Source organism: Saccharothrix sp. ST-888 (assembly GCF_000955975.1).
Taxonomy (GTDB): domain Bacteria; phylum Actinomycetota; class Actinomycetes; order Streptomycetales; family Streptomycetaceae; genus Kitasatospora.
Genome location: NZ_JYJF01000035.1, coordinates 19,425 through 36,684 on the forward strand (window position 1 = coordinate 19,425; position 17,260 = coordinate 36,684).

Sequence of the window (17,260 nt, forward strand, 5' to 3'; positions counted from 1 at the left end):
CAGCCTCGTCCAGGTCGGGGCCCCCGGAGGACGGCGTCCTCGGTGCTGATGGTCCGGTCTGCGTGTGACCGGATCCCGTGCCCCTACGGGTGGTTCAGGTCGAGTTGCCAGCGGATCTCGCCGTCGTGGAGTCGGTCCGTCGGCCGGAGGCCCAGGGCGGTGGCGACGGCGGCCGAGGTGTGGTGGTCGGGGTGGATGTGCGCGATCACGGTGGTGAGTGGTGCGGTTGGGGCGAAGGGCTGCTCGGCGAGGCGGGTGAGCAGGGCGCGGGTGGCCTCGGTGGCGTACCCGTGGCCCTGCCACCGGGTGCCCACGACCCAGGACAGCTCGGCGGTCGGTCCGGTGACGGTGGCCTGGACGGTACCGATCAGGCAGCCCTCCTCGCGCAGGCGCAGCACCCAGTTCAGCCACAGCTCTCCGGGTTCGGGGGAGCCCGCGGTCAGCCGCTGGTAGCGGGTGCGGAGGGCCTGTGGGGCGTAGGGCTCGCCGCCGGTGAAGGTGTGCAGTCGGGGATCGCCCAGCACCTCGGCCATCTCCTCGGCGTGCTCCACCCGCAGGGACAGCAGATCCAGTCGCCCGGTCGACGGGAGGTCGAGCGCGGGCACGGGCGACCGGTCGGCCTGCGAGCGCGCCTCGACGTAGGCCATCCGTTCGGCGAAGACCTGGCGCGCCTCGGGGTTGAGGGTGCGCAGCGCGACCAGGGCGGCGAAGATCACGTCGCAGAGCTCGTGCTGGACGTCGTCCCAGGAGTGCGTCACGCCCTTGCGCGGGTTCTGGCCGGTCGCACCGATCACCGCCTGTCCGACCTCGCCGACCTCCTCCGAGAGCTTGATGATGCGCAGCAGCCGCTCGTCCCCGGCCGAGAGCGGGCTCTCACGGTCGAGCCAGCCGACCAGGCGGTCGACGGTGTCCCAGATGGTGCTGTCCATGTGTGCCGGCTCCTTCGAAGACGGGTGCGCCCCCTACCGTACGGGCTGCGCGCGAAGGACCCCGGGCCGCCCGTACGGCCGCAGCCTGTGAGCTGGGGATACCGGATGATCGCGTGACGGTCTGACGCACCGTCAGAGCCGCAGGACGGCCTGACGGGACGGCTTTCAGGTAATTGGGGTTGCCATCCGCTGTGACGGGCGGGCAGGCTGCCGGCATGATCGGGCTGCGTGTACTGACCTCGGACGACTGGAAGATCTGGCGCGAACTGCGGCTGGCCTCGCTCGTCGAGGCGCCGGACGCGTTCGGTGCCCGGCTGGCGGACTGGCAGGGCGAGGGGGACCGGGAGGAGCGCTGGCGCTCGCGCCTGGAGATCCCGGATTCGCACAACATCGTCGCCCTCCTCGACGGCACCCCGGCCGGGATGGTCAGCGGAGTCCCGACCGAGCAGGACGACGTCGCCGAGCTGATCACGATGTGGGTGAGCCCTCCGGCCCGGGGCCGGGGCGTCGGGGACTTCCTGATCCGGGAGGTCGAGCGCTGGGCGGTGCAGCGCGGCGCCGCCGTCCTCCGGCTGTCGGTGGCACCGGGCAACACCCGCGCGGACACCCTGTACCGCCGCAACGGCTTCCGCGCCACCGGAGCTCTCGGCGACCCGCTGCCCGGCGGCGCGGGCTGGGAGCGGCGGCTGGCCAAGCAGCTGGCCTCGCAGTTGGTCGGGCAGCGCCCCGCACGCTGACGGCCGGCCGCGTCCGGCCGCACCTTCCGCCGCCCGCAGGTTCCACTGCGTCGCCTGCGGCCACAATGCGCACGCCGACACAGTGGCAGCCATCAACGTTCTACGGGCCGGTCCCGGGCGATCCGTCGGAGCGGCGCGGCTACTGGATGACCTTCGCCACCGACCGTACGGACCTGACCAGTTGGCTCGTGGTCATCCGACCGCCCTCGCCGACTCGATCCGGCCCGTCCGAGCGGATCCGCCCGAGCCGGAGACCACCGGGAGCCGGAGACCGCCCGAGGCCGTCGGCCCGACTCGGTTCCGGGCGGGCTGTCGGAGATTCGATACGGAACCGGCTGTTTCGGGCCTTACCGTACCGCCGGGCGGCTACTCGGTACCGTGCGGCGCGTCGGTCCCGGTCGGCGTGGAATCCGTGGCCGCCGTACGCCTGCGCCTGAGCCAGAGGGTCAGCGGCACCGCGGAGGCCAGCCCCAGCAGTCCGGGAGCCTCGGTCTCAGGGATGTCGGCCGTGGCGCGCGCCTGGAGCCGCGGCTGGTCGAAGGTGGCGGGCTCGGGCAGGGTGGCCCAGTGCGTGACGGGCCAGGCCACGACGACGGCGCGGCCGATGACGTGGTCCAGCGGGACGAAGCCGTCTCCCGCGACGGTGAGTTGGTGGTAGCGCGAGTCGGCGGAGTCGTTGCGGTGGTCGCCCATCACCCAGAGCTTGCCCTTCGGCACGGTGACGGTCCCGACCGAGTCGTTGTCGCACGGTGTCGCGCCGGGGTAGAGGTAGGGCTCGTCGAGCGCGACGCCGTTGACCGAGACGGGGGAGCCCGCCGTGCACTTCACGGTGTCCCCGCCGACCGCGATGACCCGCTTGATCAGGTCCTGCTCGTCGGCCGAGGGCATCAGCCCGACCAGGCTCAGCGCCCGGTGCACGCCGCCGACGTGCGGCACGGGCTCGTCCTTCAGCCAGTCGCCCGGATCGCGGAAGACGACCACGTCACCGCGTGACGGTGTGGAGCCCAGCCACGGTGTCAGTTTGTCGACCAGGACCCGGTCGCCTATCCGCAGGGTGTTCTCCATCGACCCGGACGGGATGTAGAAGGCCTGGATGAAGAAGGTCTTGATGACGAAGGACAGCGCGAGCGCTATCCCGATCATGACCGGAATCTCCACCCATGCCGGACGTTTCACCCGATCCCGGGCGCGCGTTCCTTGAAACCGTCCCCACCTGCGACCCATCCGGATCTCCCCGTGCCCATGTTCGTACCTGCGCGTGCGGGGGCGCGTGGTGCGTCCCCCCACCTCTCCAACGCGCGATGGTTCCCGGCCCGCCGCCGGTCGGCACCCGTGTGGCGCGGCTCGGTTCCCGGGCCGTCGGCGCACCGGGCTGCGGAGCCCCGCCTCTCCGGTCAGCCCAGGCACAGGACGTGAGGACCGATATCTGACACTCCATCATCAAGAGCGTTAAGCATGGGGTATGAATAGATGTCCGGTCGGCGCTGACGGTTGGTGGGGGACGCGGCGATGAGCCGTACGGTCGTTCCCGGCAGGCCCCCGCCGACGAAGGGAGCCCGTGTGCCGATCCTGGTCACCGACCTCGACGGAACCTTACTCGGCGGAGACGCGGTCGACCGCCGCCGCCTGCGCGACGCCCTGGAGCGCCACCCCGAGGTGACGGTCGTCTTCGCCACCGGACGCTCACTGCCCTCCGTGCGCGAGGCGCTGGAAGACCCACTGGTGCCGCGACCCCGCTGGATCATCGCCGACGTCGGCGCCAGCGTCCTGGACGGCACCGACCACACCCCGGTCGAGCCCCTCCAGAGCGAGCTGCGCGGCGACTGGCCCGGCACCGAACACGTCCGCGCCCGGCTGCGCCGCTTCCCCGCGCTTCGCTACCAGGACGGCGTACCGCAGGACGGCCGCTGCTCGTTCTTCGTCCGCCCCGAGGACCTCACCCCGGACATCACCGAAGCCGTCGAGGCGCTGGGCTGCACCTGGGTCTACTCGGCGGACCGCTACTTCGACGTACTCCCCAGCGGCGTCTCCAAAGGCAGCGCGCTCGCCGCGCTCGCCCGCCGGCAGGGCTGGCCGACGGCCGCCATCCTGGTCGCCGGCGACACCCGCAACGACCTGTCCATGTTCCGCCTCGGTGCGCACGGCGTGGCCGTCGGCAACTCCGAACCCGCGCTGATCGCCGCGCTGGAGGGCCGGCCGGCCGTCCACCTGCCCCGACAGCACGGCGCCGCGGGGGTGCTCCAGGCGCTGCTGGAGCTCGGCTGGGTCGAGACCGGCTCGCCGCTGGTGATCGGCTACCACCGCCCGCCGGTCGCCTGGACCCCGGAGGCCGGCTGGCAGGAGCCGTCCAGCCCGAACGGCATCCTGCCCACCCTGCGCAGCCTCTTCGGCGGGGGCCTGGACGCCACCTGGGTGGCCGCCGCCGTCCTGGCCGAGGACGAGCACGCGGCCCGGCTCGACGGGCACGGCACCAAGATCCCGCTCTCCTTCCTGCCGCTGCGCCCCGACGAGTGGCGGGCCTACTTCCACCGGGCGTGCAAGGAGGTGCTCTGGCCGGTGCTGATGTCCCAGCCAGGCCGGCTGCGCTTCGATCCCGCCGCCTGGGAGCGCTACCGGGCGGTCAACGCGCGCTTCGCCGAACGGATCGCGGACGAGGCGGGGCCGGGCGGAACGGTCTGGCTGCACGACTACAACCTCTGGCTGGTGCCGGGCATCCTCCAGGAGGCCCGTCCCGACCTGCGGGTCGGCCTGTTCCACCACACCCCCTTCCCGGCGCCGGAGGTCTTCGCCCGGCTGCCCGTCGCCGACGAGATCCGGACCTCGCTCGGCCACCTGGACTGGGCCGGATTCCACACCGGGACCTTCGCCGAACACTTCCGGGCGCTCCTCGCGGACGGCGCGCGGCCGAGGATCGGCGTCCATCCGCTCGGCGTCGACCGGGACACCATCGAGGCACTGGCCCGTAACCGGGCGCCGGGCGTCCGGCGCGGGGACGGCCAACTGGTACTCTCCGTCGAGCGGTTGGACTACGCCAAGGCGCCGGTCGAGAAGGTCGACGCGGTCGCGATGCTGCTGGCCCGCCGCCCCGAGCTGCGCGGACGGTTCCGCTTCCGGCTGGTCTGCGCCCCGCCGGAGCCGGGCATCACCGCGTACGACACCACGCTGCGGGAGCTCGAACGGCGGGTCGCGGAGGTCAACCGGGCCTGGGGCGGCGGTGGTTGGGAGCCGATCGACTACCGGCCCCGCTCGCTCTCCTTCACCGAGGTGGTCGACCTCTACCTCGCCGCCGACGTCCTCTGGGTCACTTCGTTGCAGGACGGGATGAACCTGACCGCCAAGGAGTTCATCGCGGCGCAGGCCGCAGTCGGCCGCTCCGGCGTGCTGGTGCTCTCCCGGTACGCCGGAGCGGCCGAGGAGTTGGGGCCGGCCGCAGTGCTCACCGACCCGAACTCCCCGGACGACCTCGCCGACCGCCTGGCCTTGGCCCTCTCCCTCACCCCCGCCGAACGGCGCGCACGGCTGGCCGACCTCGCCGACCGGCTCGGGCACCGCCACCCGACCCGGTGGGCCGCGGAGATCATCGCCGCCATCCGGACCTCGGACAGCTGATCCTGCGGCTGAGCGGCTGAGCGGCTGAGCGGCTGAGCGGCTGAGCGGCTGAGCAGCTCAGCAGCTCAGCGGCTATGCGGGCGGCGGCCACGGGAGCGGTGCCGGGTACGCCGCCCGGAGCCGCTGCCGGGCCGCCCGGCCGCCGTCGGGGCGGGAGGCCGCGAGGTGGTCGAGGCCCAGGAGTGCGGCGCCGACGACCGGGGGAGCGGTCACCACCCTGATCTCGGCGAGCGGTGCACGGGCGGCCAGCCGGCCGGCGACGTTGTCCAGCAGCAGTGGCCGGTACGCGGCCAGCACCCCGCCGCCGAGCACCAGCGGTGTCGGTGTCCGCAGCAGGCCGAGCCGGGTGAGCGCGACTTCGGCGAGCCGGACGATCTCGTCGGCCTGACGGTCGACCAGCTCGACAGCGGTCGGGTCACCGGCCGTGGCCGCGGCGAACAGGAGCGGGACGATCTCGTGCAGCCTGGTCCGCTCCACCTCGCCGAGGTGGACCGCCTCGGCGAGCCGGGTCGCGCTCGGCAGGCCGAAGTGCGCGGCGATCGCGGGTGCGAGCGCGGTGGCCGGACCGCGCCCGTCCTCCGCCCGTACGGCGTGCCACATACACTCCGCGGCCAGCACCTCGCCGCCGCCCCAGTCGCCGGTCAGCCGTCCGAGCGCGGGGAACCGGGCGGTCCGGCCGTCCGGCAGCAGACCCACACAGTTGGCCCCGGCGCCGCAGACCACCGCGACCCCGAACGGGCCCTCCGTACCTGCCCGCAACACGCCGAAGGTGTCGTTGCGGACGGCCACGGACCGGGTCCAGCCCTGCTCCTCCAGGGCCTTCCGTAACCGCTCCTCCTCTATCGGCAGATCGGCGTTGGCCAGACACGCGCTGGTGTGCTCGGCCACCACACGCTGCTCGACTGCCACGTGCTGTCCGGCGGTCGCGTGCAGCTCCGCCACGGTGTCCCGCTCCGTCGGCGTGCTCGGCCCCGGCGGCAGTCCGGCCTGCGCCGCAGCGGCCCGGACCAGCGGCGCCAGTGCGGCCACCGCAGCCCGCGCGCCGACCACGTGCGGCCGGAAGCCCCCGCCCCGCGCGCTGCCGAGGACGGTGCCGTCCTCGCCGACCAGGAGGACGTCGGTCTTGCTGTTGCCCGCGTCGATGGCGAGCACGCCCGGAAGGCCGCGCGGGGTGGGCGCGCCGGAGGCATGGGTCAGCCGGGGTGGGCGGGGTGCGGCAGGCAAGCGGATTCGGCCTCTCGGGTCGACCGGTGTTCCCGGACAGGGGTGGGACGCCGGCACGTCTGCCGAGCGGTCCTATTCTGCCGGCCCGAAAACCCGGTCGGGTCAGCGTGCCAGACGACCCATCAGGGCGGAGGCGGCACCGATGCCGGCCAGGGCGGCGAAGACCAGCACCGCCAGGTCGAGGCCGAGATGCGCGGGGGTGCCGAGCAGCAGGCCGCGCAGGGCGTCGACTTCGTAGCTGAGCGGATTGCCCTTGCTGACCGCCTGCAGCCAACCGGGCATCAGGGCCACCGGATAGAGCGCGTTGGAGGCGAAGAAGAGCGGCATGGTGATGGCCTGGCCGATGCCCATCAGCCGGTCCCGGGTGAGCACGATCCCGGCGATCGACACCGACAGGCAGGAGAAGAACGCCGAGCCCAGCACCACCACCACGGCGACCCCGGCCAGGTCCAGCGGGTTCCAGCTGAGCGAGACGCCCAGGGCGGCGGCGATCAGCAGCACCACGACGGCCTGGATCAGCGCCTTGACCCCGGCGGCGAAGGCCTTGCCGGTGACCAGCGCCGAACGCGGGGTGGGGGTGACCAGCAGCTTGGTGAGGACGCCCGAGTCGCGCTCCCAGATGATCATGATGCCGTAGAAGATGGCGATGAACATCGCGGACTGCGCGATGATCCCGGGTGCCAGGTAGTCCAGATAGGGCACGTCGCCGGTGGGAATCGCCCGGAGCCGGGTGAAGGTCTCCCCGAAGATCAGCAGCCAGAGGGCCGGCTGGACGGCACGGGTGTAGAGCTCGGTCCGGTCGTGGCGCAGCTTCTGCAGCTCCACCAGGCACATCGCGAGCATCCGGTTGACCACCATCCGCCAGCCTCGGCGCGGCTGCGGTGGCACCAGCAGCAGGCTCGCCCGGTCCGACGCGGAGTCGGCGGGCACTGTTCCGGCCGGGCCCCGGTCAGCCGACGCGGGACGCGGTGCGGCGGGTACGGCGGACATCGCTGAAGTCGCCTCCGTCCTCGGTGGATTCCCGGCCGTCGAGGCCGCTCCCGGCGTAGTGCCGGAAGACGTCCTCCAGGGTCGGCGCTGTGGCGGTCGGTCCGGTTGGCCCAGCCGGTCCAGTCGGTTCGGTCACCGTCGGTCCGGTGGCCGAGGGCTCAGCGGCCGAGGGATCGGCGGCGGTCTGCCCGGCGGCGAGGGCGGCGCGGCCGAGCCCCGTCCTGAGCTCCTCCGGCGTGCCGACGGCCCGGATCCGCCCGCGGTGCATCAGGGCGACCCGGTCGCAGTACTGCTCCGCCTCGTCCATGTAGTGCGTGGTGACCAGGACCGTCATCCCGGTGGCCACCCGCACCCGGGTGATGTGCTCCCACACGCTGGTCCGCGCGATCGGGTCGAGCCCGATCGTCGGTTCGTCCAGGATCAGCAGACGCGGTGCGCTCACCAGCGCCTGCGCCAGTTCGAGCCGGCGCACCATGCCGCCGGAGTACGTGCCGGCGAGCCGGTCGGCGGACTCGGTCAGTCCGACGGCCGCCAGCACCGCGTCGACCCGGTCGGCGCGTTCGCGGCGCGGTATGTCGAAGACCCGGGCGAAGAGCGCGACGTTCTCCCGGCCGGTCAGCCCGCTGTCGGCGGAGAGCTGCTGCGGGACGTAGCCCAGCAGCCGCCGTACGGCCATCCGCTCCCGGGCGCAGTCGTGACCGAACACCTCGACCATGCCCGCCGGGACCGGCAGCAGCGTGGTGATCACCCTGATCGCGGTGGTCTTGCCCGCGCCGTTGGGACCGAGCAGGCCGAACACCTCCCCGGGCCGGACGTCGAGGTCGACCCCGTCGACGGCCCGGGTGCTGCCGAAGGAGTACCGCAGCCCGGTGCAGCGCAGGGCCCCGGGCCCGGTGGTGCCCGGTGGCCGGTGGCGCTGTGCCTGCCCTGTCGCCGTCATGTCCGGGCTCCCTCCTGGCCGCAGTGCTCCTGCTCCAGCCGTTGGGCGTGCTCCTGGCGGCACTGTTCCTGTTGAGGGCCCTCGTCCTGCCGCAGGCTCTCGGTGAGCCTGCGCAGTGCGGGCAGCGCCGCCGCCAGGGCTGCCCGGTCCTCCTCGGTCAGTGCGGCGAACCGCTCCCGGACCAGGGCGCTGCGCCGGGCGTCCCAGGCCCGCAGCCGCTCCACGGCCGAGGGCGTGACGTACAGCAGTGCCGCACGGCGGTCGAGCGGATCGGGTTCGCGGCCCAGCAGCCCGGCCCGCACCAGCTGGTTGACCAGCGTGGAGACCGAGTTGTCGGCCAGGAACAGCTCCTCGGCCGCGGCCGAGACCCGGATCCCGGGCCGTGCGGACACCAGGCGCAGCAACTCGACCTGGGCGCCGCGCAGTCGTGGTGCGGCGAGCCCGCTGCGGAGCCTTCGCCGCAGCACGCGTTGGAAGCCGACCAGCTGCTCGGTGAGTTCGCCGGCCAGGTCCTTCGGCACCATGTCTCCGATTTTAGCTCTCAAGCAGAGCTAACGGCAGGGGCGTACGGATGGCCCGGGCGCAGGCCGAGGCGGCGCAGTGCGAGCAGGCATAGCGAGGGCGGGCACGGCGCGAGCGGGTGCAGCGGTCCGCTCGCGGCGGGGGCGTCAGAACCAGCCCGGTGTTCTCCATGCGCTGTCCGGCAGAATGGAGAAGACGCCGGTCGGCAGCAGGGCCGTGAGCCCGCTCACCGGCCAGTACCGGGGCCCGTGGAGGTCGGTCATCCTGCGCACCGCGAGATTGACCAGGAACCAGAGCCCCAGGCAGAAGCCGAGCACGATGGTCAGGAGGATGAGCCAGGGCAGGATCCCGTCGTTGTCGTTCGGGTCTCGTGTCCCGAGTCCGAGCCGGACGAGCGGGTAGTCGCGGACGAAGACCACGGCCATGCCCAGCGGGAGGATCCCGAGATAGCCCAGGCCCAGGTTGGCCGTCACGGGGGCCAGCCAGGAGAGCGGCCTTCCCGCCCCGGTGCCCGCCCGGTCGGGTGTCGTGCTGTCACGCATGGCGCGCCCCCACTGTCCGAAACTCCCCAGAGCCGCCCGGACCTGTCCGAACTGTCCAACTGCCGCATTGTCGGGCCCCGCGAGTCCCTTGCCGGGCGCCCGAGGCTGTGTCTCCAGGCCGCCTCCAGGTCCTCCGACAGGCAGCGTAACCGGCCGTGTTGTTGCCGTCCCGATCCGTCAACCGGTCAGATTTTGGTCAAATCAGGATAGTTGCCACTCTGTGACGCGCGTAGACTGCACAGCGTACCTGTCTGGCCCATGCGTCCAGACCCGATAACACCTACGGAGCCCCCTCATATGGACACTGTGTCCACCGCCGACTCCGACGGCGCCATCGAGACCCGAGGTATCGAGCCAGTACCGGACAGTGAGCGGCACGGCCGCGTCCGTGAGCTCTTCCCGACCTGGGTCGCGGCCAATATCAGTGTGTTGTTGCTCACCATGGGTGCGGCCCTGGTGGTCTTCAACGAGCTGAACTTCTGGCAGGTCCTGATCGTCGCCGCGTGCGCCGCGACAGCGTCGTTCGGCATGGTCGGACTGCTGTCGGTCTCCGGCAAGTGGGGTGGCGCGCCGGGCGCGATGCTCTCCCGCGCGACCTTCGGTGTCCGGGGCAACCTCTTCCCGGGCTCGATCCTGTGGGTCGCCCGCTTCGGCTGGGAGACGATCAACGCGGTCACCGGCGCCTACGCCGTGCTGACCGTGCTGGACCTGCTCTTCGGCATCAAGAGCAACACCGTGCTCATCGTCGTCACGCTCTTCGTGTTCGTCGCCTGCACCTTCCTGGTGAGCGGCATGGGCCGCAAGGCGCTGAACGTGTGCAACAAGTGGTCGACCTACCTGTTCGGCGTCTTCAGCGTCATGGTGCTGGTCTACCTGATCGCCAACATGAACTGGAGCGAGGTCTTCGCCAAGCCCGCGGGCACCACCGCGATGCTGATCACCGGTATCGGCACCATCGCGGCCGGCGGTATCAGCTGGGTGCCCACCGGCCCCGACTTCGCGCGCTACCTCCCGCGTGCGGCCTCCGGCAAGAAGATCGTCGGTGTGACGGTCTCCGGCGCCGCTCTGGTGATGGTCCCGATGGTGCTGATGGGCGGGGTCATGGCGGTCGCCACCCCGGATCTCGCCAAGGCGCAGGACCCGGTCTCCTTCCTCGGGGACATCCTGCCGACCTGGCTCGCCGTGCCGTACCTGCTCACCGCGATCGTGGGCATGCTGCTGATCAACAGCCTGTCGATGTACTCGGCCGGATTCACCGCCCAGACCATGGGCGTGAAGCTGCCGCGCGCCATGGCCGTCAGCATCAACGCGGTGATCTCCCTGGTCGGCGGCCTGATGCTGATGCTAGTGGCGAAGAGCTTCCTCGGCTCCTTCATCACCTTCCTGATCCTGCTCGCGGTCTCCTTCTCGGCCTGGATCGGCGTCTACACGGTCGACATGCTGCGCCGCCGCTCCCGGGCCGTGCGGTACGACCCGGAGGGCCTGATGGACACCGGCCGCACCAGCCGCTACTGGTACGTCGGCGGCTTCTGCTGGCAGGCGATGACGGCCTGGACGCTCGCGCTCGCGGCGGGCATCTGCTTCACCAAGTGCGACTGGTTCACCGGCCCGTTCGCCTCCACCCCGGTCGGCGAGTACGGCCTCGGCTGGGCCGCCACCATCGTCATCTCCGCGCTGATCATGGCCCTGCTCCCGACCCCCCGGGAGAACACGGAGGACACCGAGAACACCCCCGCCCCGGCGGCCGCCCCGGTCGCCGAGGAGCGCGAGGACGCGACCGTCTGACGGCTCGCGAGCCCAGGCAAAACCCCGAAGGCCCCGGCACTCCGCCGGGGCCTTCGGGGTTTCCTGCGCCGCTCCCGGCCCTGCCTGCGCCCGGGGGTGATCCTGGTTCCGGGCGGACGGAGGAGCGGCGGCGGATCATCGGCGGGTGCTGGGGCCGGGGCGGTCGTACCGCGACGGTCGGGTGCGTGCTGGACAGTGCGGTGTACCCGATCGGAAATCTGGACGGAGCCAGCCGTCGGCCTGCGCCGGCAGAAGGCTGACGGCCCGTCGGAGAACCGGCGGACCGTCACGACAACGGTGCGAGGCTCAGTTGCAGTGGTCCGGGCCCTGGCTGAAGTTGCCCCAGTAGTCGCCACCGCCCCAGTAGATGCACTGGCCCGGGGCGTACACGTACACGGGCCCGGCGTAGTACGAGTAGGTGCCCGAGTCGGACTGCGACGACGGCGGGTTGGGCGTGGTGTCGATCCATGCGTTCGTGTTGTCGATCGGCGACCCCCAGTCGCCGGGCACGTGCATGGTGACGACGCAGTCGGTGCCGCCGCTGTACGAGAGGTAGACGTGCTCCGAGTTGAGGTCGATCTCGTCGAGAGGGCGGTAGCCGGATCCGCACAGCGCGGCGGCACCGTACTTGTCGTCGGAGACCGCCGAGGCCGGCGTGGTCATGAACGTGGCCGAGACGAGGGACGCAGCGCCGAGGGCGACGGCGGCCCGCTTGAGTACGGACTTTCCGATGAACACGACATCTCTCCGTCATGGCTTTTGGTGGACTGACTTGGATGGAGAACATGACAGCAGCGGGACTCCGGCCTCCGTATCCCGAGGCGGCCGGAGTCCCGCTGCCGGGTGGGGCAGCGGGTACCGCTCCGGTGGGACGCACCAGGGTGGTTCCAGGGGCAGGGCCAGGCCCGTTGCCGGCTGGAGGTCATCCGCAGGTGCGACGGATGACTGCGGTCAGCCGCAGTTGTGGGGCTGGTAGTTGTAGCTCTGGGCGATCTCGTTGCCGGCCGGGTCCCACATGTCGACCTCTTCCCACACGCACGAGCCGGCCGCGTAGACCGAGACCGGACCGGCGTAGGACGAGTAGTAGCCGGTGTCGTCCTTGGGGCTGTCCACGTTGGACCAGAGCGTGATGCCGGTACGCGTCGACTGTCCGACGAACACCCGCTTCACCGCGACCTCGCAGTTGTGGCTGCCGTCCCAGTAGCCGTAGACGGTCGCCACCACGGTGTTGGTGTAGGCGCCTTCTCCCATGAAGTCCTGGGAGTAGACCTGGGTTCCGTTGCAGCCGTACCCTCCGGCGTGGGCGGTGCCGGAGATGCCCGTCACCAGACCGGCCGCCAGTACGGCCGAGGTGCCGACGCCGGCCAGACGCCGCTTCAGCCCAGACTTCCTCATGGTCATCCTCTCCCCATTCCTCTGCCTCCCCTGCTCCCCGCAGGGACGCCGTTCCCGGACGAGGACCATCGTCGAGTACTCTCCCCGCCGATCCCATGGCGTTGACTCGGCGTTCGTCTGGTCTTCCGTCACCGCGATGGTCTACGGTCGTGGACTGACCGACGGCACGGTAACCACCGGGCCGCCGGCCGGGTCTGACGGCTGTCGGCGGGGGACGCACATGCCTGGGCGGTTCGGGGAGGAACTCCGGCGCTACCGGTTGCGGGCCGGTCTGACACAGGAGGAGCTCGCGGAGCGGTCCGGTGTGTCCGCGCACGCGATCAGCGTGCTGGAGGCCGGCCGGCGGAGTCCGCGGCTGTCCTCCGTGTCCAGGCTCGCCGCGGGCCTCGGCCTGGAGCCGGTCGAGCGGGGCCAGCTGATCGCGGCGGTCGGCGGGCCGGATGCCCCCGCCGCCGCTGCCGCCGGCACCGGCAGGCCGGCCGAGCGGCCGGACCACCGCGCCGCGCCCTGCCAGCTCCCGTACGACACGAGGCTGTTCACCGGCCGCACGCGCGAGCTGGAGCAACTGCTCCGGGTGGCCGAAGGAGCGCCCGCGGGCAGCAACGCGGGAATGGTGGTGGTCTCCGCGATCGACGGGATGGGAGGCGTCGGGAAGTCCGCGCTCGCCATCCGGGCCGCTCACCGGGTCCGCCCCCGCTTCCCCGACGGCCAGCTCTTCGTCGACCTGCACGGCCACACCCCCGGCACCGCACCGCTCACCGCGGAGGACGCGCTGGGCCTGCTGCTGCGCTCGCTCGGCGTACCCCCGCGGCAGGTCCCCCGGGACCTGGGCGAACGCGCCGCGTTCTACCGTGACCGGCTCGCCGGGACGCGCACCCTGGTCCTCCTGGACAATGCCGCCAGCACCGCCCAGGTCCGCCCCCTGTTACCCGGCACACCGGGCTGCCTGGTGCTGATCACCAGCCGCACACACCTCGCCGGCCTCGACGACGCGCACCAGCTCGCGCTCGACGTCCTGCCCGGCACCGAGGCCGTCGCCCTGCTGCACGAGGCCGCCGGCCCCGGACGCATCCCCGCCGGCGATCCGGCGACCGCCGAGCTGGTCGATCTGTGTGCCCGGCTCCCCCTGGCCATTCGCATCACCGGCGCCCGGCTGCGCCACCACCGCCCTCTGCGCGTGGCGGACCTGGTCGAGCAACTACGCGACGAGCACGGCCGCCTGGGCCACCTCCAGGACGAGGACCGCAGCCTGACCGCCGTCTTCGACGCCTCCTACGCCGCTCTGTCGGACGCCGAACAGCGGCTCTTCCTGCACCTGGGCCAAATCCCCGGACCGGACTTCGATCCCTTCGCCGCCGCCAACCTGACCGGCACCGACCACCGCACCGCTGAGCGCCTCCTGGAGGCGCTGCTGGACCACAACCTGCTCGTTCAGCAGACGCCGGGTCGCTACCGCTTCCACGACCTGGTCGGCCTCTACGCGCGCACGCGGTGCGACCGGGTCGGGCGGACCGAGTCCGAGGCCGCCCTGGAACGGCTGCTGGACTACTACCAGCACACCGCCCGAAGCGCCGACCACCACCTGGCCCGCCGCACCCGACCCGGACCGCCGGCCCTGCCCGCGGCGTCCGTCACCGCACCGCGCCTGGCCGACCGGGACGCCGCCCTGGCCTGGATGCGCGCCGACCGCGACAACCTGACCGCCGCCGTCACCCGTGCCACCGCCCGCGCCCAGCACGCACGCGCCGTCGCGCTCACCGCCTCCCTGGCCACCCTGCTCCTCCTGGACGGTCCCTGGACGCAGGCCGCCCGACTGCACCGCTCCGCGGCAGCCGCCGCGCGGACCCTCGGGGACCGCAACGGCGAGGCAGCGGCCCTCTGCGACCTCGGCCGCACGCACCACGCGACCGGGGACTACCACGCCTCGGCCGAGCTGTACGAGCGGGCTCTGGCCATCTACCGAGAGATCGGTGACCGCCGCGGCGAGGCGGCCGGCCTGCACGAACTCGGCCGCATCCGCGTCCTGACCGGGGACTACGACGCGGCAGCCGGACTGCACGAGCTGGCCCTGGCGATCTTCCAGGATCTCGGCGACCGCCTCGCCGAGGCACGGACGCTGTGCGATCTCGGCCGCGCGCGCCATTCGACGGGCGACTCGCCGGCAGCCATCGCGCTGATGGAGCGAGTCCTGGCGCTGTACCGGTCGTTCGGCGACCTCCGGGGCGAAGCAGGCGCCCTCCACGACCTGGGCTATGTGCTGCACGAGACCGGCGACTACACGGCCGCCGCGAAGCTGCACCAACGAGCCCTGACCATCTACCGCGACATCGGCAGCCGCCAGGGCGAGGCCATCATCCTCTGGAACCTCGGCCGCGCCCGGCACGCGACCGGGGACTTCCCGGCCGCCGCCGAGTTGCACAGGCAAGCCCTGAGCATCTACCGCGACATCGGCAGCCGCCAGGGCGAGGCCGACGCACTTCAGGGCCTGGGCCGCGTCAAGCATGCGACCGGAGATCTCCCGGCCGCCGTCGACTTCTACCAGCAGGCCCTGGACATCTACCGGAGCATCGGCAGCCGCCCCGGCCAGGCCGAATTGCTCACCAACCAGGGCGCGCTGGTAGCCGACACCACCGGCCCGCGCGAAGCCCTGCCCCTCTACCAGCGCGCCACGCAGCTCGCCCGCCAGATCCACAGCCCCCTGGACGAGGCCAGGGCCCTGGAGGGCACCGCCCACTGCTCCGCGCACATCGGCGACCGCGACACCGCACTCGCCGACCTCCGGCAGGCCGCAGCGATCTACCAGCGCATCGGCGCCCCCGACGCCCAGGCCGCCGCCGACCTCCTCACCGCCTGGGAGACCACCGGGCCTGCGCCTCGACCCGCCGCGCGCCCTCACGGCAATCCACGCCCCGCCGACCACCACGCCCCCGCGATCGAAGCAGCGCGCACGCAACCGCCCAGCTGAGCCCCGACTCCATCGTGAGGAGGGACGCGAACGAGGAGCCTCGTCGGTCACCTGCCCTGCCGCACTGTACGGGCTACTTCATGGGGACACGGATCACGCTCTCGCCGTCGGGTATCCCCGGCGTGTGGCCGGGGGACTACGCGGTCCCGGGGACCTTCGCTCTCCCCGCTTCCTGCCCCTGGCCGCTTACGAGCCGGCTGTCTCCCGGCTCTTGCGGCCGGCCATCCAGACGTAGACCAGGATTCCGGCGAAGAGGAACAGGACGCCCTGGTAGACGGCCGCGTAGCCGGCGCCGGCCAGCAGCCACAGGGAGAAGGCGAAGGCGCCGAGGCCGAGGACGGCGTCCCGGGTGAGGTGTCCTGCGGCGACCTTTGAGCGCTCGCCGCGGACCAGCCAGTAGAGCTGTGCGGCGGTCGAGAGGAGGTACGGGACGGTGGCGGTGAAGGTGGTCACCAGCACCAGGATGTTGAACGCGCCCTTGGAGCCGGAGGTGAAGTTGACGACGGTCAGCACCGAGGCGAGCGAGACGCTGACCAGGACGCCGAAGACCGGGACCCCGCGGCGCTTGGTGGCGAAGGCGGCCGGGAAGAGGCCGTCCTGCGCGGCGGCGTACGGGGCCTGGGCGGCCAGCAGGGTCCAGCCGTTGAGCGCGCCGGTCATCGACACCAGTGCGGCGACGGCGATCACCGTGCCGCCCCACGACCCGCCGAACATCGCGTCGACGGCGTCGGAGAAGGGCGCGGTGGAGTGGACGAGCCGGTCGTGGGCGACCGTGCCGAAGACGGCGAGCGTGCCGAGCAGGTAGACCACCGCCGCACCGGCCGTGCCCAGGACGCTGGCCCGGCCGACGTTGCGTTCCGGGTCGCGGACCTCGCCCGCGCTCATCGCGGCGGACTCCACACCCAGGTAGCTGAAGAGCAGGATCGCCGCCGCGGCCGTCATCCCGCCGAGCCACCCGTGGCCGGAGGCGTCGAAGGGGCCGAGCTTGGCCGGGTCGAAGAAGCCGAGGCCGCCGATCGCGACGAGCGCGAGCGGGATGAACTTCAGGACGGTGGAGACCAGTTGCACCACGCCCACGTACCGGGTGCCCGCCAGGTTCGCCAGCGCGGGCAGCCACTGGACGGTCAGCGCGGCGCCGATGGTGAGCCAGGTGGAGTGCTGGATCGGCAGCAGGACGTCGAGGTAGCCGACGGCGGCCACCGCGAGCGCGGCGTTGCTGACCCAGGTGGTGATCCAGTACGACCAGGCGGAGAGGAACCCGGCGAAGTCCCCGAAGGCCTCCCGGGCGTAGACGTACGGCCCGCCGGTGCGCGGGTTCCGCCGGGCGAGCTGCCCGAAGACCAGCGCGAGCGCGATGGCCCCCACCGTCAGCACGGCGAACGAGAGCAGGCTGACCGTCCCGTACGGCGCGACGGCGGCGGGGATCATGAAGATGCCGCCGCCGATGATGTTGCCCATGACCAGCGCGGTGGCGGTCGGCAGGCCGAAGCGTCCGGGCCCCCTGCCGGCCGGGCGGCCGGCCTCGGCGGTGGCCGCATGGGGTGTGTCCGCCTCGGCGGTGTGCGGCGTGCTGGGTTCGGCTGCCTGCCGGGGTACGGCCGGGCTGGTCTGCATGAGGGTGA

At 72.4% G+C, this 17,260-nt stretch carries 14 protein-coding genes; 4 read left to right on the forward strand and 10 right to left on the reverse strand.

Annotated elements, in window-relative coordinates; translation table 11 throughout:
* Positions 1-83: 83 nt before the first annotated feature.
* Positions 84-929, reverse strand: a complete 846-nt coding sequence (locus UK12_RS14040; RefSeq protein WP_231591198.1) for a GNAT family N-acetyltransferase — start codon at positions 927-929, stop codon at positions 84-86.
* 215 nt (positions 930-1,144) lie between these two features.
* Between UK12_RS14040 and UK12_RS14050 the strand changes: the two genes are divergently transcribed.
* Complete coding sequence (locus UK12_RS14050) at positions 1,145-1,666, forward strand: GNAT family N-acetyltransferase (protein WP_045303288.1); 522 nt, start codon at positions 1,145-1,147, stop codon at positions 1,664-1,666.
* Between the two features lie 366 nt (positions 1,667-2,032).
* On the opposite strand, the gene lepB is transcribed toward UK12_RS14050, so the two are convergent.
* Complete coding sequence (gene lepB, locus UK12_RS14055; RefSeq protein ID WP_197084843.1) at positions 2,033-2,809, reverse strand: signal peptidase I; 777 nt, start codon at positions 2,807-2,809, stop codon at positions 2,033-2,035.
* Between the two features lie 417 nt (positions 2,810-3,226).
* Between lepB and UK12_RS14060 the strand changes: the two genes are divergently transcribed.
* Positions 3,227-5,275 carry an HAD-IIB family hydrolase gene (locus tag UK12_RS14060; protein ID WP_156178708.1) on the forward strand — a complete coding sequence of 683 codons (2,049 nt, stop codon included), beginning with the start codon at positions 3,227-3,229 and terminating at the stop codon, positions 5,273-5,275.
* A 72-nt stretch (positions 5,276-5,347) separates the two neighbouring features.
* On the opposite strand, the gene UK12_RS14065 is transcribed toward UK12_RS14060, so the two are convergent.
* The 5 genes from UK12_RS14065 to UK12_RS14085 all read right to left on the reverse strand — a co-directional run bounded on the left by UK12_RS14065 (position 5,348) and on the right by UK12_RS14085 (position 9,493).
* Positions 5,348-6,499: an N-acetylglucosamine kinase gene (locus UK12_RS14065; RefSeq protein WP_231591199.1), complete on the reverse strand. Its 1,152-nt coding sequence runs from the start codon at positions 6,497-6,499 to the stop codon at positions 5,348-5,350.
* A gap of 102 nt (positions 6,500-6,601) precedes the next feature.
* Positions 6,602-7,357 carry an ABC transporter permease gene (locus UK12_RS14070; RefSeq protein ID WP_231591200.1) on the reverse strand — a complete coding sequence of 252 codons (756 nt, stop codon included), beginning with the start codon at positions 7,355-7,357 and terminating at the stop codon, positions 6,602-6,604.
* Between the two features lie 91 nt (positions 7,358-7,448).
* Positions 7,449-8,429 carry an ABC transporter ATP-binding protein gene (locus UK12_RS14075; protein ID WP_045303265.1) on the reverse strand — a complete coding sequence of 327 codons (981 nt, stop codon included), beginning with the start codon at positions 8,427-8,429 and terminating at the stop codon, positions 7,449-7,451.
* Entirely contained in the window at positions 8,426-8,953 is a 528-nt protein-coding gene (locus UK12_RS14080; protein ID WP_063838261.1) for a MarR family winged helix-turn-helix transcriptional regulator, read from the reverse strand. Before UK12_RS14080 ends, UK12_RS14075 begins: the two co-directional genes overlap by 4 nt.
* A gap of 144 nt (positions 8,954-9,097) precedes the next feature.
* Positions 9,098-9,493 carry a hypothetical protein gene (locus tag UK12_RS14085; protein ID WP_045303266.1) on the reverse strand — a complete coding sequence of 132 codons (396 nt, stop codon included), beginning with the start codon at positions 9,491-9,493 and terminating at the stop codon, positions 9,098-9,100.
* A gap of 297 nt (positions 9,494-9,790) precedes the next feature.
* Between UK12_RS14085 and UK12_RS14090 the strand changes: the two genes are divergently transcribed.
* On the forward strand, positions 9,791-11,278 hold the full coding sequence (locus tag UK12_RS14090) for a purine-cytosine permease family protein (RefSeq protein WP_045303267.1): 1,488 nt from the start codon (positions 9,791-9,793) through the stop codon (positions 11,276-11,278).
* A 306-nt stretch (positions 11,279-11,584) separates the two neighbouring features.
* Here the strand turns inward: UK12_RS14090 and UK12_RS14095 are convergent, their stop codons facing one another.
* Both UK12_RS14095 and UK12_RS14100 read right to left on the reverse strand, forming a co-directional pair.
* Positions 11,585-12,016, reverse strand: a complete 432-nt coding sequence (locus tag UK12_RS14095) for a hypothetical protein (protein WP_052681869.1) — start codon at positions 12,014-12,016, stop codon at positions 11,585-11,587.
* A gap of 213 nt (positions 12,017-12,229) precedes the next feature.
* Complete coding sequence (locus tag UK12_RS14100) at positions 12,230-12,673, reverse strand: hypothetical protein (protein ID WP_197084844.1); 444 nt, start codon at positions 12,671-12,673, stop codon at positions 12,230-12,232.
* A 220-nt stretch (positions 12,674-12,893) separates the two neighbouring features.
* On the opposite strand from UK12_RS14100, the gene UK12_RS14105 reads away from it, so the two are divergent.
* The gene (locus UK12_RS14105) at positions 12,894-15,638 is read left to right on the forward strand and encodes an ATP-binding protein (protein WP_197084845.1); all 2,745 of its coding nucleotides are present in this window, start codon (positions 12,894-12,896) and stop codon (positions 15,636-15,638) included.
* A 186-nt stretch (positions 15,639-15,824) separates the two neighbouring features.
* Here UK12_RS14105 and UK12_RS14110 read toward each other — a convergent pair whose 3' ends face one another.
* Entirely contained in the window at positions 15,825-17,252 is a 1,428-nt protein-coding gene (locus UK12_RS14110) for an amino acid permease (protein ID WP_045303269.1), read from the reverse strand.
* Between the last annotated feature and the right edge of the window lie 8 nt (positions 17,253-17,260).

Coding starts and splice junctions, on each gene's coding strand:
- UK12_RS14075 (WP_045303265.1), bottom strand. CDS start 8,429: ATGACGGCGACAGGGCAGGCACAGCGCCACCGGCCACCGGGCACCACC.
- UK12_RS14105 (WP_197084845.1), top strand. CDS start 12,894: ATGCCTGGGCGGTTCGGGGAGGAACTCCGGCGCTACCGGTTGCGGGCC.
- UK12_RS14070 (WP_231591200.1), bottom strand. CDS start 7,357: ATGGTGGTCAACCGGATGCTCGCGATGTGCCTGGTGGAGCTGCAGAAG.
- UK12_RS14040 (WP_231591198.1), bottom strand. CDS start 929: ATGGACAGCACCATCTGGGACACCGTCGACCGCCTGGTCGGCTGGCTC.
- UK12_RS14085 (WP_045303266.1), bottom strand. CDS start 9,493: ATGCGTGACAGCACGACACCCGACCGGGCGGGCACCGGGGCGGGAAGG.
- UK12_RS14100 (WP_197084844.1), bottom strand. CDS start 12,673: ATGAGGAAGTCTGGGCTGAAGCGGCGTCTGGCCGGCGTCGGCACCTCG.
- UK12_RS14080 (WP_063838261.1), bottom strand. CDS start 8,953: ATGGTGCCGAAGGACCTGGCCGGCGAACTCACCGAGCAGCTGGTCGGC.
- lepB (WP_197084843.1), bottom strand. CDS start 2,809: ATGATCGGGATAGCGCTCGCGCTGTCCTTCGTCATCAAGACCTTCTTC.
- UK12_RS14050 (WP_045303288.1), top strand. CDS start 1,145: ATGATCGGGCTGCGTGTACTGACCTCGGACGACTGGAAGATCTGGCGC.
- UK12_RS14110 (WP_045303269.1), bottom strand. CDS start 17,252: ATGCAGACCAGCCCGGCCGTACCCCGGCAGGCAGCCGAACCCAGCACG.
- UK12_RS14090 (WP_045303267.1), top strand. CDS start 9,791: ATGGACACTGTGTCCACCGCCGACTCCGACGGCGCCATCGAGACCCGA.